The sequence below is a fragment of the Nitrosomonas sp. genome (assembly GCA_031316255.1).
Lineage (GTDB): Bacteria > Pseudomonadota > Gammaproteobacteria > Burkholderiales > Nitrosomonadaceae > Nitrosomonas.
In genome coordinates, this window is record JALDQW010000001.1 from 1,939,467 (window position 1) to 1,954,909 (window position 15,443).

The following is a 15,443-nucleotide window of genomic DNA, read 5'->3' on the forward strand; positions in this document are numbered from 1 at the left end:
CAGTGTGCACATCCTTTACTACAGCACAGCAGATGACTGAATTGACCAAATTTAAAAAATAAGATTCAATTATTGTGTTGGATTGGCGCGTGCAAAATTCGCGGGTGGAAGAGTATTGGTTGGACTGCTTTCCATAATCTGAAATAGAATTTCATTTTTTTTGATCATGCCGAGTTCACTGCGAGCACGTTCCTCAATTGCGTCAGTTCCTTGTTTCAAATCATTGATTTCTGCGTAAAAAATCTTGTTCCGGTTTTGCAGTTCAAGATTTTTTTCATGTGCAGCAGTAACATTCTGCTCGAGTTGCTGCACATTGAGCCAGCCGCCTTTACCAAACCATAATGGATATTGCAGAATAATAATCAAGGATAGAAGCGCAGCAGCCAGATATTTCATGGTTTCTAGATTATTTCAGTTGATAAAATGCTTTACGTCCCGCATATCTTACGGTGTCTCCAAGATCTTCTTCGATGCGCAGGAGCTGATTATATTTAGCTAGTCGGTCTGATCGTGAGAGTGAGCCTGTTTTGATTTGCAGTGCATTCGTTGCTACAGCGATATCGGCTATAGTGGTGTCTTCCGTTTCGCCTGAGCGGTGGGAAACGACTGCCGTGTAGCCCGCGCATTTGGCCATTTCAATAGCTGCGAGTGTTTCAGTCAGGGTGCCGATTTGATTAACCTTGATCAGAATGGAGTTGGCAATGTTACGTGAAATGCCTTCTTGCAGGATTTTTGCATTGGTTACAAAAATATCATCTCCAACAAGCTGAACGGCTTTGCCGAGTCTGCTGGTCAACAGTTCCCAGCCATCCCAGTCATTTTCACTCATGCCATCTTCAATACTGATAATGGGGTACTTATCTACCCAAGTCGAAAGGTAGTCCACAAATTGTGCAGAGGTCAGGTTCAGGCCATCGGAGGCTAGACGGTATTTGCCGTCTGAAAAGTATTCCGAGCTGGCGCAGTCAAGGCCGATGGCAACATCTGTTCCAGGTTGGTACCCTGCGAGGTCGATCGCCTGGACAATGAGCTGCAATCCTTCTTCATTGCTGCCGACATTGGGTGCAAAACCACCCTCGTCGCCAACTGTGGTTGACATGTTTTTGTCATTTAATAGTTTTTTCAATGCATGGAAGATTTCTGCGCCACAACGAACGGCATCGCGGAAATTTTCGATTCCAAATGGAACAATCATGAATTCCTGCATATCGATATTATTGTTGGCATGCGCGCCACCATTGACAAGATTCATCATGGGTACCGGCATTGACATCATGCCAGCACCGCCCAGATAACGATATAAGGGCAGGCCTGACTCGTCTGCGGCTGCTTTTGCAACTGCCAGAGAAACGGCCAGTAGTGCATTTGCGCCTATGCGTGATTTGTTTTCAGTCCCGTCAAGATCGATCAAAGCCTGATCGATAAAACTCTGATCGACTGCATCGAGTCCGATCAGTGTTTCGGAGACTTCGGTGTTAACATTTTCAACCGCTTTAAGCACGCCTTTTCCCAGGTAACGTTGTGGATCACCGTCCCTGAGCTCGACAGCTTCACGGGTACCAACCGATGCGCCTGATGGAACAGAAGCGCGTCCCAGGACGCCTGATTCCAGCAGCACATCTGCTTCTATGGTTGGATTACCGCGAGAATCTAAAATTTCGCGGGCGATGACTTCTACTATTGCACTCATGCTTACGTTTTCCCTGTGTTATCTGATTGGCTTTGTTTCTGATTCTAATACTTTTATATTACTCTTCACGTCGTAATGTAATGAAGTTTTTTCCGCATTATTTTCGTTTAGGTGTACCGCTGTCTGTTGTATTTGTCATACAGACAGATTTATTGTCATGTTTTTGTTGACGCAATGTGTTTGATCTGCGGTCCTCCGGTTGATGGCAGTTTGTTGGAATACTCAATCGCAGCCTTGATAAATGATTTGAATAAGGGGTGACCTGCTTTAGGTGTGGAAGTAAATTCGGGATGAAACTGGCAACCTAAAAACCAAGGGTGCTCGGCTTTAGGGAGTTCTATAATTTCGCACAAATTTTCTTCCTGCGATAAACCGCTGACTTGCAGTCCGGCCTGTTCGAGTTTGGGCAAATAATCGCTGTTGACTTCATATCGGTGGCGGTGGCGTTCAATAATTTTATTTTTTCCGTATGTTTTCCAGGCCAGCGAATCTTTTTTCAGGCTACATTCCTGTCCACCCAGGCGCATGCTGCCGCCAAAATCAGAATTTTCATCGCGTGTTTCGATGCGGCCATCCCGGGTGCGCCATTCGGTAATGAGACCGATGACAGGATATGGTGTATCAGGATTAAACTCGGTGCTATGTGCGCCCGTCATGCCACTTTTGTTGCGCGCGTATTCGACTACGGCCAATTGCATCCCAAGGCAAATTCCTAGATAAGGAATGCGGTTTGTACGTGCGTAATGAATGGCCGCAATTTTACCTTCTACCCCACGTTTGCCGAAACCGCCCGGAACCAGAATGGCATGCATGCCGTTAAGACAGTCGATACCTTCCTTTTCTATTTGTTCCGAATCAACATAAGTGATGTCTATTTTGCTGCAGGTATGAATTCCGGCATGAATCAGCGCTTCCGACAATGATTTATACGACTCGGTCAGATCGACATATTTTCCGACGAGCGCAATTGTTATTGTGTGAGTTGGGTGTTCAAGTGCGTAAACCAGTTTTTTCCAGATACTCAGATCAGCGGGTTTTGCCAATATGTCGAGTTTGTGGCAGATAATTTCATCGAGCATTTGTTCGTGCAGCAATGCTGGAATTTTGTATATGCAGTCGACATCGATTGCGGAGATCACCGCCTGTTCTTTGACATTGGTGAATAAGGCAATTTTGCGGCGTTCATCCTTAGGTACTTCACGATCGCTGCGGCAAAGTAAAACATCCGGTTGGATACCGATTTCCCGCAATTCTTTTACGGAATGCTGTGTCGGTTTGGTTTTCAATTCACCTGCTGAGCCAATATAAGGCAGTAAAGTCAGGTGAATGAAACAGGTATCATCACTGGGTAACTGGGTTGCCATTTGACGGATAGCTTCAAGAAAGGGGAGTGATTCAATATCACCCACGGTGCCGCCAATCTCGATAATCGCCACTTCTGCATCACCAACACCGGCCTGGATAAACCGTTTGATTTCATCGGTAATATGTGGAATCACTTGAACCGTTCCGCCGAGATAATCGCCGCGCCGTTCCTTGCGAATCACGCTTTCATAGATCTGACCCGTGGTGAAATTGTTATGGCGGGTCATTTTTGTGCTGATAAAACGCTCGTAGTGGCCCAGATCAAGATCGGTTTCCGCACCGTCTTCGGTGACAAACACTTCCCCATGTTGAAAAGGGCTCATGGTGCCTGGGTCCACGTTGATATAAGGATCCAGTTTAAGCATGGTTACTTTGATACCCCGTGTTTCCAGTAAAGCTGCAAGTGACGCTGCGGCTATGCCTTTACCCAGCGAGGATACGACTCCACCCGTAACAAAAACGTATTTGGTCATTGGGTGCAAAAGTAAGTTAAAGTCTGCGTATGCGAAGAACGATTGTATTTATTGGGCATTTGTATAGATAATATTACCCGGCAATATTATTTGTCAGCGAATCTCAGCAAGTAAATAATTCATCATTTGTTCAGCCTGATGACGATAGCTGCCGCCAAAAAGATTCAAATGATTCAGAATATGATAAAGATTATAAAAAACCTTGCGGCTATTATACCCGGAATCAAGTGGATATTCATGTCGATAAGCAGAATAAAATTGCTCGGAAAAACCACCGAACAATTCGGTCATGGCAAGATCGGCTTCCCGGTCTCCGTAGTATACCGCCGGGTCAAATAATACCGGCTGACCAGTATGATCATAGGCAAAATTGCCGCTCCATAAATCGCCATGCAGTAAGGCAGGTGCAGGAGAATAATTGCTGAAAAATTGATCACATTCTTCCTGCAATTGTTCGCCAAGGTTTTGCAGTTTTCCGTGGTAACCGTTTTTTCTGGCTAAATCGAGCTGGTAACCCAGACGATGGGTGCGCCAGAATGCTACCCAGTCTGAGGAAGGCGTGTTGCGCTGTGGCGTGCTGCCGATTGTGTTGTCACGTGTCCAGCCATATTGTGTTGCTTTAATAGTGTGCAAAGCGGCAAGTCCTGCGCCTAAATCTGCGGCATTGCCGTTGCGATGGTTTAAATCGATATATTCAAGTACCAGCCAGGCATTTTGTCCGTTTTGTGCCCAGCATACGGGTTGCGGGACGCGTAATGTATTTGACCGGCCTATTTCCAGAAGTCCGGCGGCTTCCGCAGTAAACATGGGCGAACCGTTAGCGTGATTTGTTTTGACAAAAAACTGCCGCTCGTCATCAGCAATACAAAATGCCTGGTTGATGCATCCACCGCCAACAGTGGTGATTTTCTTGGGGTTAAATGGTCGCTGAGTTTCTGTGGCAATTTGTTCTGCGATTTCTGGCCAGGCATTCATTGTTTTAAATAAACTGAATATTTACATTTTTTAAAAACCAGTTTTACTGTTTTCCGGCTAGCCATGCCCTTGCCCGTGTAATTGCCGCGTGTACTTGCACGGGTGCTGTGCCGCCGATATGATCGCGGCTGTTTAGTGAGCCTTCCAGGGTGAGAACGGCAAAAACATCGGCTGCAATTTGGGGTGAAAATTGTTGTAATTCAGTAAGTTCGAGATCGCTTAAATCGCAGCTTTTTTGCTCTGCATATTGCACAGATCTGGCTACGATCTCATGCGCATCCCGAAAAGGTATACCTTTTTTGACCAAGTAATCGGCGAGATCTGTTGCCGTTGAAAAACCTTGGCGTGCAGCTTTGCGCATAGCCTCAATATTGACTTTGATTCCGGATAACATATCAGCATAGATACGTAATGTGTCGATCAGCGTATCAACGGTATCAAACAAGGGTTCCTTGTCTTCCTGGTTGTCTTTATTATAGGCAAGCGGTTGCGCTTTCATCAATGTCAACAAAGCGACCAGGTGGCCGTTAATGCGTCCGGTTTTGCCGCGCACCAATTCCGGAACATCAGGATTCTTTTTTTGCGGCATAATCGATGAACCAGTACAAAAACGATCGGCCAATGTAATAAAGCCGACCGCGGGGTTCATCCACAAAATCAGTTCTTCCGAGATACGAGACAAATGCGTCATAATTAAGGAAGCACATGCGCAGAATTCGATGGCAAAATCCCGATCGGATACAGCGTCCAGCGAATTCTCGCATATGCCTTCGAATGACAAGGATTGCGCTACATGTTCACGATTGATTGAATAGCTGGTGCCGGCGAGTGCTGCTGCACCCAGTGGCAACTGATTGACACGTTTTCTGCAGTCCGACAATCGTTCGGCATCCCGCTTGAGCATTTCAAAATAAGCCATCAAATGGTGGCCAAAGGTTACCGGCTGAGCAACCTGAAGGTGTGTGAATCCTGGCATGACCGTCTCGGCATGTTTTTCGGCTAGATTGACAATAGCTGACTGCAAAGATTGTATAAGTTTGATTATTTCGTCAATGGAAGCGCGCAGATAGAGCCGGATATCGGTGGCTACCTGGTCATTTCTGGAACGCCCGGTATGAAGTCGCTTTCCTGCATCGCCAATAAGTTGGGTCAAACGTTTCTCGATATTCAAATGTACGTCTTCAAATTGCAGTGACCATTCGAATTTGCCGTCACCGATTTCATCGCCGATTTGCTCTAGGCCCTGTTCAATGGCCGTCAAGTCATCCGGACTGATGATGCCTTGTGCTGCCAGCATTTGGGCATGCGCCAATGAACCTTTCAGATCATGCTCAGCCAGACGGTAGTCAAAGTTAATCGATGCGGTATAACGTTCCACCAGTTCGGATACGGGTTCGCTAAATCTTCCAGACCATGTTTTTTTGTTGATGTCCACTGAAATGTAACTTTCCTTTTAAATTGATAAAATGTATGGGAAATATTTTTGTTTGCGGAGATTTGTCTTAAATTATAAAACAAATTGAGTGACGATTTATTTGCTATACTTTTGTTGCAGCGGTTATTGGTATCAGCCAGGGTGAAATACTGAAGTTAAAACAGTTTTAGTGCCGGCTAAAATACGAACTAAATATTCCAAATGAATGGATCAGATATTGCTATTAGCCTGGAATCTCTATTTTGACACACATCGTGCTGACATTATTTAATTTTAGAATGCTCTGCTTTCACTTCCGTTTGGATTAGTGGATAATTAGAGTTTTTTACCTGTCACCTAAACAAGGAGCTATTGATGACGGATCAGAACAAGCAAAACGAATCATTACAAGCGAAAGCAACGACAATATTTTCAATGCTGGGGCAGAAATTTGAAGTGCTGGAAAAACTTCCCCAAAAGCAGCTGCCAATGAAGTATGCATTTGTATTGGTAGGTATTATTATCTTTGTTTTTGCCTGGAAGCAGATTGCTGTGGGCAAGGTTGAATCTGATATGAGTAAGAAGCTTGAAAGTGAACGCGCGCTGATTACTCAACAGGCACGTGAGCATGCGGACAAACAATACAAACAAGAAGAAGAACGTTTTGGGCAAGTACTGGCATGGGCAGTACGTAGCGAACTGATTCGCAATAATATTGATCAAATCGGCCTGTACTTGAATGACATTGTCAAACAAATCGATGCCGATCGCATCGTATTGATCAGTGAAAGTGGTGAACTATTGGTGTCAACCGACAAGCGTCTGGAAGATGTAAAAGGCAGCGACCTTTATCCTAAAGACGTTATCAATGAGCATAAAATCGCTATCAAATCCGATGTGAGCGGAAAGAAATTGTTGATTGCGCCCATTTCCGATTTTAACAAACGCGTTGCCGTTCTGGTTATAAGCTACAATCAAGCAAGAATAAACTAGATGCACATATGAGGATGAGGACTACTGTGTATAACAGTAGTCAGTCGAGTATGAATCGTGGAAAATCCCTGCCTTGAGCAGGGGTTTTTGTATGAATCTGACGGTTTTGGAATGTGCTATGGGGTATAAACCCGATTAGAATGAGTTTATAAACCCTCATCGAGCAGAATGACGCTGCCAATGACGGCAACGGCTTCGTTGCTGTTGGCGACATCCACCGCAAGCCATTCACGCGTGATTTCGCCATTTTCAAGCCGTAATTGCTGTTGATTCAGTTCAGTTTCGGTGGCCGATCTTCCGAACGTCTGGCTGTAGAGCGCCTGAATATAATCGGTGTTGTCCAGATCATTCAGACTCGAGTTGTTTTGGAACCAGTCGAGAATGATCTTGGGATTGACGTGATCAGCGATAGCCTTACGTCCAAGCTGCCATTCGCCAATGGTGGCATCACGGTCAAAGAAAGTCTGGAACAATCGGCCGAGTATGCCTTCCACCTGATTGTGTGCAAGTAAAACATTCTCGCCGCTGTCAAAAGCGATCATTTCCACATTTCTGAGACTGAGCATGGCGCCGTCCTCTAGCCGCGTAATCTCAACGCTGTCGTTGATCCGTTCAAGATGAACATCCTCGCGGCCGCCATGCATTTTGAGCACATCGTGTCCACCGCCACCGTCCACATTCAGCGCTAGTCCCAACGGCAGATAACCTTGATTGTCACTGTTGCCACCAGTCAGGTTGCGCACACTATCCAGGCGTAAAATATCGGGATTATCGTTTAGTCCGGCAAGCAGTTCATCAGTTGTTTTCTGTTGCAGACCGACTGCTTCAGGAAGGTTTAGAAAATCGTCGACAATACGGCTTACATCCGTTCCCGACCAGTTTTGCATGGCGTCGACTTCCGTAGTTGTCAGGTCCCGGCCAAGCCAGGTTTTGGCCAGATGGTGCGCCACGGCCTCGTTGCCAGAATACGCGACCGCTAGATTCGGGCCGGTTTCGAACTGGATTAGTTCAATATCGGTTAGCACGTCCACAACGCCGTCATTATGGGTGAGCGTGACATGATTGCCGTCAATCTGTATCGCATAATCGGATGACCGACCTGCCTGTACTGCAATGTCAAAGCCCAGTCCACCGTTGAGCGCATCGTTTCCGGCGCCGCCTGACAAAATATCATGACCTGCGCCGCCGTAAACAACGTCATTGCCATCATCGCCGTGTGTCTGGTCGTTTCCGCCAAGGCTGCCGATGGTGTCATCGCCACCGCCGCCGAATAAAATATCGTCGTCCGCGCCCAGAACAATAAACTGATTCTGATGATCGCCCACAACAAAATTTTCACCCGCGCCGCCAACGACACGCACCGCGCCGGTAATTGCCGCAAACGCGACATTGTCGAGTTGTATGACTGTACCCGATGGCAAATTGCTCGCGTCAATAATCAGCGCGAGCTTGCCGCCGCCCGGAAAGTCTGAGCCGGTAATGATAATCGGCTGGCCGGGTGGATTTGTGTCGCTGATCAAAGGCGTGATCGTCTGGACAGAAACGATTTCATCGGCTGCCAGTGAAGCGATAAAATCCTGGCCGTGTACTGTCATATTCAGTAACGTTTCACTGTCAGTGGTTGTCGTCTGTTCAATGCGTTGAACCAGGTCGGTGATGGCATCCTGTGTGTTCATTGGCTCGGCCTGGCCGTTGACGGTAAGACCGACGCCGATGGGTAAACTTACCGTTAGAATCGGATCGCCCGAACCATTGATCAAGATGGGGATATCTGCATGTGTTTCAGACAGTGTATCCGGTTCATCAATGCGTGTACTATCGATAATCGATACGGTCAATGTTGTCGATCCGTCTGACTCAGTTTGTTTGCTGACGGTAACACCATCGACTGTTTCTGTTGTCACGATTGGTGTTTCAGTCGGGTCTGGGGCGATTGCTCCACCGCCTCCGCCACCTGACGGTGGCGTCACAACTGTTACGGTAATGCCATTGCCAGTTGCGTCAGCTACATTGACGGCCGCATCCGCACCGGCGGCCCAGTCTTCTGCAGCGGCAAGATTATAAGTAGTCGCATCACTTGCAGTAGTTCCATTAGTATTGAGCAGGGCATTGACCGCAGCCTTGTCGGTTGCACTCAAAGTCAGTGTAAACGCGGTAGCGGAAGTAATATCGACATCGGCGGTATCGGTCAATGTGTACGTGCCGCCACCCAAACCGGTCAAGGTTAACAGGCTGGCGTCAATGTCATTGGTTGTTCCTGTCAGCTTGGGCAAGCCAGTTCCAGTGACAGCCAATACGCCGGTGCCTGTATTGTATGTTGCTGAAGTAATCGTCGGCGTGGCAACATTGCTGGCCGTAATGCCGTTGCCGGTTGCGTCGACGATATTGACCGCTGCATCCGCGCCGGCGGCCCAGTCTTCTGCGGCGGCAAGATTGTATGTGGTGCCGCTGGTTGATGTTGTGCCGTCTTTATTGATAATCTGATTAACTGCAGCTTTGTCGGTTGCGCTCAATGTTAGTGTGAACGCTGTACTGGAGGTAATATCGACATTGGCGGTATCGGTCAGGGTATAGGTTTCGCCGCCTTCGCCGGTAAAAGTGAATGTGTTGGCGATAATGTCGTTTGTCGCGCCGCCGGCATTCAGGAAACCGGAGCCGGTGACTACCAACGCACCTGAGTTTGCATCGTATGTAGCTGAAGTGATGGCTGGAACAGGCACATTGCTGACGGAAATACCGGATGTGTCGGAGATATCGAATGGGGCCGTTGACGGACATGCGCACCAGTCATCGGCTGCGGAAAGATTGTAAGTGGTGCCGCCCACCGATGATGTGCCGATTTTATTGAGCAGCAGATTAACGGCTGCTTTGTCTGTCGCACTCAGTGTTACGGTAAATTGTGAAGTGCTGTCAAGCTCGACATCGGCAGAATCGGTTAAGGTATACGTGCCACCGCCTTCACCGGTAAATGTCAGTTGTGAAACATCGATATCATCGCCGCCGGCATCAGCTTCAAAATTACTGCCGGTGACAACCAGTACCCCGGTCGTTGCATTGTATGTGCTTGCAGTGAACATAGGGTTAATGGTGACGTTAACGCCGCCTTCGGCCGTGTCACCGGAGATATTGACAGACGCATCAACTGCGGTCAGCCAATTGTCTATAGTTTGGATATCATAGACCGTGCCAAAAGATGATTGCGTGCCGAGCTGATTGTATATGCCGTACATGACCGAATCATCGCCATTGCTCACGTGAACGGTAAATGACGTTGCCGAAGTGATTTCGACATTCGCTGTGGTTTGCAAGTTATAAGAGGCAGAATCGCCACCAATCATGGTCAGCTTTGATGCATCAATATCGTTGTTTGCGCCGGGGTTCTTGAAGAAGTTTGTGCCGGTTACAAGCAAGTTATGATTGGGCGCATCGTATACGGCGGAGACGATATTTGGTACCGCTACGTTGCTGACGGTGATGCCGTTTCCGGTTGTGTCGGAAATATCGTTTGCTGCAGGTGCGCCGGTTAACCAATTATCCGCGGCGGCCAGATTGTAGGTGACTGCGCCACCCGATGTGGTTCCGTTTTTGTTGAGCAAACCATTGACATTAAGCTGGTCGATTGTGCTTAAGGTTAGTGTTGCCGAAGTTGCTGAAGTGATGTCGACATCGCTGGTGTCCGTCAGCGCATAGCTTCCCCAATCTCCTGTGATTGTCAGCAATGAGGCATCGAGGTCATTCGTTGCACCGAATTGGCTGACAAAATTGGTGCCGGTAATAACAAGCTGACCAGTGCTGACATCGTAAGTTGCCGAGGTGATTGTGGGTACGGCATAGTTGCTGACTGTAATTGCATTGGTAGCGTCCGATATATCTGGTGTGGCGGATGTTTGTGTCATCCAGTTATCAGCTGCAGCCAGATTAAAGGTGGTTCCATCATCGGATGCAGTGCCATCTCTATTCAGTAGTGATTCGACATGAGTCAGGTCTGCGCCAGTTAATGTCACGGTAAACTGGGTTGTCGAGTCGATTTCGACATCGGTAGCACTGGTTAATGTATAGGTTGCGCCACCTTCGCCAGTAACCGTGAGCAAAGAGACATCAACATCATTTGCTGCGCCAGTTTTAGCGACAAAATTGATGCCGGTTACTACGAGATGATTGTTGTTGTAGTCGTAGGTTGCGCTGGTAATCTTGGGGTTTGCGTCGACGGTTACTGTTGAACTGATAGATAACGCGGCAGTATCATCGCCGCCATTTGCCGTGCCGCCGTTGTCTTTTAGGCTGGTAATGGTCACGACGCGGTTGCTGGTGTTCGGGGAATTGCTGTTGTTCTGATAACTGATGGCATTGACCAGGGTTTGCGTGGCAGCGGTTGACAGGGTGCCACCCGTGAGAGAGATCGTGGCAGTCGTGCCGACTACGGACACACTGTAACTCAGGCTGTTGGTGGTAGTGGTGCCTGAAGTGCCGTGGGTCAGGACAATGGCTGTGCCGTCGGTATTGAGTATTTCATTAGACCCATCATTGACGTTGGTTACCGTGAGCGTTAATGCTGACAATGTTTGCCCGCTTTCGATGGTGGAAACGGATGTGCTACTGAATAGGCTGGCTGCTGCGCCACCTTCGGTGAATGTGGGATTGGAGCCAGTGGCGGTCAAGCTGGGTTCGTCGTTAACGCCGACCACCGTGACGGTAGAGGCGATCGCCAATGCAGCGGTATTATCACCGCCGTTCGCTGTGCCACCACTGTCGGTCATGCTGGTAATAGTTATGACGCGGTTACTGGTGTTTGGAGTGTTGCTGTTATTCTGATAGCTCAAGGCATCGATCAGGGTTTGCGTCGCCGCAGTGGACATAGTTCCACCAGAGAGCGTCACTGTAGCAGTCGTACCGGCAACGGTAACGCTGTAACTCAGGCTATTGGTGGCAGTAGTACCACTTGTACCATGCGTCAAAACAATGGCTGTGCCGTCGGTATTGAGTATTTCATTAGACCCATCATTGACGTTGGTTACCGTGAGTGTTAACGCAGACAATGTTTGTCCGCTTTCGATTGTGGAAGCAGATGCGCCACTGAACAGGCTGGCTGCCGCGCCGCCTTCGGTAAAGGTCGAGTTGGAACCCGTGGCAGTCAAGCTGGGTTCGTCGTTGACACCGACCACCGTGACGGTAGAAGCCACAGCCAATGCTGCCGTGTCATCGCCGCCGTTTGCCGTGCCGCCGCTGTCTTGCACACTGGTAATCGTTACCACCCGATTACTGGTACTGGGATCATTCGAAGTGTTCTGGTAACTGATGGCATTGACCAGGGTTTGCGTGGCTGCCGTTGACATAGTCCCGCCGGTTAACGCCACGGTAGCCGTGCTACCCACTACGGTGACCGCGTAACTCAAACTATTCGTGGCGGTTGTGCCGCTGGTTCCGTGGGTTAAAACGATTACAGAGCCATCCAGATTTAAACGCTCGTTTATACCGTTTGCCAGATTGGTGACCGTTAAGGTCATGGATTTAATCGTTTGCCCCGATTCGACCGTGCTGATGCTGGTGCCGCTGAACAAACTGGCGGCTGCGCCACCTTCGGTAAAGGTCGGATTGCTGCCAGTTGCGGTTAAGGTCGGCTCGTCGTTGTTTTGTACCATGGTCACTGTCGATGCAATCGATAAGGCTACCGTGTTATCGCCGCCGTTAGCTGTGCCACCGCTGTCTTGCATTGCGGTGATCGTCACCACTCGGTTGCTGGTATTAGGTGTATTACTATTATTCTGATAACTCATGGCATTAACCATGGTTTGCGTGGCGGCGGTTGACATCGTGCCGCCGGTTAACGACACCGTGGCGGTGCTACCCACTACACTGACGCTGTAATTCAAATTGTTAGTTGCCGTCGTGCCATTGGTGCCGTGCGTTAAAATAATCGTTGCACCATCCACATTAAGGCGTTCATTGCTGCCATCAGCCAGATTGGTAACCGTCATCGTCATCGCCTGGATGTCCTGGCCACCTTCTATCGTGCTGGCACTGGCACCGCTGAACAGACTGGCTGCTGCACCGCCTTCGGTAAAAGTCGGGTTGCTACTGGTTGCGGTCAAAGTCGGTTCATCGTTTACTCTGGTAATCGATATAGTTCGCGTGTCTGAACTGCTGGCACTATTTTTATCTGTGGCAGTAAATGTGACCGTGCGGGAAGTACCTGGATTCTCCGAACTGGAAATGAAGCGAATCGACTGCAAGACTTCCTGTACATTGGCGTTGGTTGCATCGGAATCAAAGGTAATGGTTAATTTGGTGGCGCCGGTGACTGTACCACCACTGGCGTTTAAATCACCAATGTCGACGCCATTGGCAAAGATATTGGTGCCGCTGATAGTGATCGCCGTACCATCACCATCGGTATCACTGATGGATGTCGTATCCGTCCCTTCAGCATTAAGTGTGGTCTGTACTTCCAAGGTGCCGCCATCCCAATCTGCATCGCCATCGGCATCACTGACTGTTGCTGCCGAATCGATTTGCGTGGCTGCATCACCTTCTGTGTATGACAAGGCCGCGTTATCAATGGAAATGGTGGGACTGGCGTTTACGACTAAATCATATGAAAAGTCGTCAAAAGCGTCTGGTCCGCCGATATCGAAATCAACTGAACTGATTTCTAGGACATCAACAACAGTTGCACCTCCCACAAAGGCGGCTTGTTGTAATTGCGAGTTATCTGCACCTAAAGTAACAGTCCCAACTGTTGAGCCATTGAGCTTGCCTGTTACGGTCACACTTTGTGTGTCCGACCATAACCTGATGCTGTTAAATACAAAATCGGAGGCATCCGATTTGGCTATGGTAAAGCGTTCTGCTGTTCCTGTGTTTGTGGGCGTGACTCCTGCACCGCTGTCCGGTTTGATTCCGCCGGTGCTGCCTACGCCAATATTATTTTGCCAGGCAAAATCACCACCCTCTCCATCACCAGTAAACGTATAGGTAAAACCATTTAAAGTAAATGAAGTGGCAAAGCCGCCCGCAAAGTTTGGATCAGTATTAAAATTTTCTACCTGAGTGGCTAAGGTACCTTTGTATGCAGTGATTATTTCATGATTAAAGGCAATGGCGGATTGTATGTGTCCGGCTTCAATTGTTAAGTTCCAATCAGCGCTTTCTTCATTGAAGCCAGTCAGATTGTGAGAAGCGGCGATATTGCAAGAAGTAATAGTAGCCAGTTCTTTAACAAATGAGAAACCCGTTTTACCTTTTCCAACATTGCAACCATAAATCAGAATATCCGAGTTATGGTTGAGTGCTGCCTGCCAGGTGAAAAGTGCCTGCTGATATTTTTTTAGTGTGGCTGTTGAGAGTACACTGTTGCCTAGTGTGATGTGGCCCGCGTTTCCATGTGAAACAATATGGAGTGCATCAAGATTGGTGTGTTGCCGGAGGATTTCTGTTAGCTGTAATATTCCGTCTTGCTGAGCATTCAGAAGGTGAACCGCAATGCCAGACCTGACGTGATCAATCAGTATTTGATAATCATCGATGCTTTGATCGATAACAACAATTTCTTTTGGTTTAGATATGTTGCAGGAAATACTGGGATAGTTAATGGTTCTGATGTCCGTTTCTAGAGCTGAATTGACCATGTTCTTACTCCGACTAAAATAGCTTGCATGTATTTTGATGAAAGTCGGAATAATATTTGTTTTTATTCAGATATGAGACATGCAAAAGAGCTATATATCGGGTGTTATTCTTTCTTGTTCATGCTTAGTGATGAAGCGCTGTACCATGGTTTCCATTTCAGTTGGCAGATTGATGAACTTGCAGCCAGCCCGTTTACATAACTGACCGTTTTTAAGTGTTATCTCATAGGTGGTTTTTACCTCAATGGTTGCAATAATGGTTCCAAACCCGCGCAAATTGATTTGACAATCATGATAAATGATTCCTGGTTCAAAGCTGATTACCGGATGATGATCGATGACGCCAATGCCGCCACAGCTTATATCAATTAATGCAATCTCTGCTTTGAAAGGTACTTCTTTCTGGGGTATAGGAATAATGCATTTGAGAGGCTTAGTAATAGGAGCAGGTATGCGATAATAGCTTCTTCTTTGCATGCGAATCAAAGACTCAGGCAGCTTGACTGCAAACACTTCACGATTCTCGTAATGTGTACTTCTGATTTGATTGCAGGTAAATTCTATTTTGATTCTGTCTTGTGAGGTAATGAAAGTTAAATTTGTAGAGTTTAGGGTTGATTCATTAATTTCTGGTTCAAGACCATAATCAACCAGCATTTCATCTTGATTATTATCTATAGCAATTATGGAAGTTAATATAAAGCGATTACTTTGATCGAAATAGAGTGTGACCAGAGTATTCTTTCTCATGATTTTTTGGAGAATATGGAATATCTCTATCTTTGAATGAATACGGCAAGTTTCAATATCGCTTGGAGAAGAATTGTTCCGACTATCGATGTTTGTGGAATCTGTGTTGTGAATTGATTCAGTCATTGTCAACGCTCCAGATTTTCTGGTAACTAAAT

8 protein-coding genes are annotated in these 15,443 nt (G+C 47.4%); 1 reads left to right on the plus strand and 7 read right to left on the minus strand.

Translation table 11 applies throughout. The annotated features are described in order from the left end of the window. Positions 1 to 69: 69 nt before the first annotated feature. The 5 genes from ftsB to argH form a co-directional block, all read right to left on the minus strand. On the minus strand, positions 70 to 396 hold the full coding sequence (gene ftsB / locus MRK00_08670; protein ID MDR4517446.1) for a cell division protein FtsB: 327 nt from the start codon (positions 394 to 396) through the stop codon (positions 70 to 72). Positions 397 to 406: 10 nt separating this feature from the next. Further along, positions 407 to 1,690, minus strand: coding sequence for a phosphopyruvate hydratase (gene eno, locus MRK00_08675; protein ID MDR4517447.1), 1,284 nt, complete (start codon positions 1,688 to 1,690; stop codon positions 407 to 409). 155 nt (positions 1,691 to 1,845) lie between these two features. Next, positions 1,846 to 3,528: a CTP synthase gene (locus tag MRK00_08680; GenBank protein MDR4517448.1), complete on the minus strand. Its 1,683-nt coding sequence runs from the start codon at positions 3,526 to 3,528 to the stop codon at positions 1,846 to 1,848. Positions 3,529 to 3,621: 93 nt separating this feature from the next. After that, the gene (locus MRK00_08685) at positions 3,622 to 4,503 is read right to left on the minus strand and encodes a fructosamine kinase family protein (protein MDR4517449.1); all 882 of its coding nucleotides are present in this window, start codon (positions 4,501 to 4,503) and stop codon (positions 3,622 to 3,624) included. Between the two features lie 43 nt (positions 4,504 to 4,546). Continuing rightward, positions 4,547 to 5,938 (minus strand): argininosuccinate lyase, encoded by a 1,392-nt coding sequence (gene argH, locus MRK00_08690; GenBank protein ID MDR4517450.1) that lies wholly within the window; start codon positions 5,936 to 5,938, stop codon positions 4,547 to 4,549. Between the two features lie 354 nt (positions 5,939 to 6,292). On the opposite strand from argH, the gene MRK00_08695 reads away from it, so the two are divergent. Further along, on the plus strand, positions 6,293 to 6,910 hold the full coding sequence (locus MRK00_08695) for a hypothetical protein (GenBank protein MDR4517451.1): 618 nt from the start codon (positions 6,293 to 6,295) through the stop codon (positions 6,908 to 6,910). Positions 6,911 to 7,056: 146 nt separating this feature from the next. On the opposite strand, the gene MRK00_08700 is transcribed toward MRK00_08695, so the two are convergent. Both MRK00_08700 and MRK00_08705 read right to left on the minus strand, forming a co-directional pair. Further along, positions 7,057 to 14,535 carry a DUF4347 domain-containing protein gene (locus MRK00_08700; GenBank protein MDR4517452.1) on the minus strand — a complete coding sequence of 2,493 codons (7,479 nt, stop codon included), beginning with the start codon at positions 14,533 to 14,535 and terminating at the stop codon, positions 7,057 to 7,059. Positions 14,536 to 14,625: 90 nt separating this feature from the next. Next, positions 14,626 to 15,411, minus strand: a complete 786-nt coding sequence (locus MRK00_08705; GenBank protein ID MDR4517453.1) for a flagellar brake protein — start codon at positions 15,409 to 15,411, stop codon at positions 14,626 to 14,628. Positions 15,412 to 15,443 lie beyond the last annotated feature (32 nt).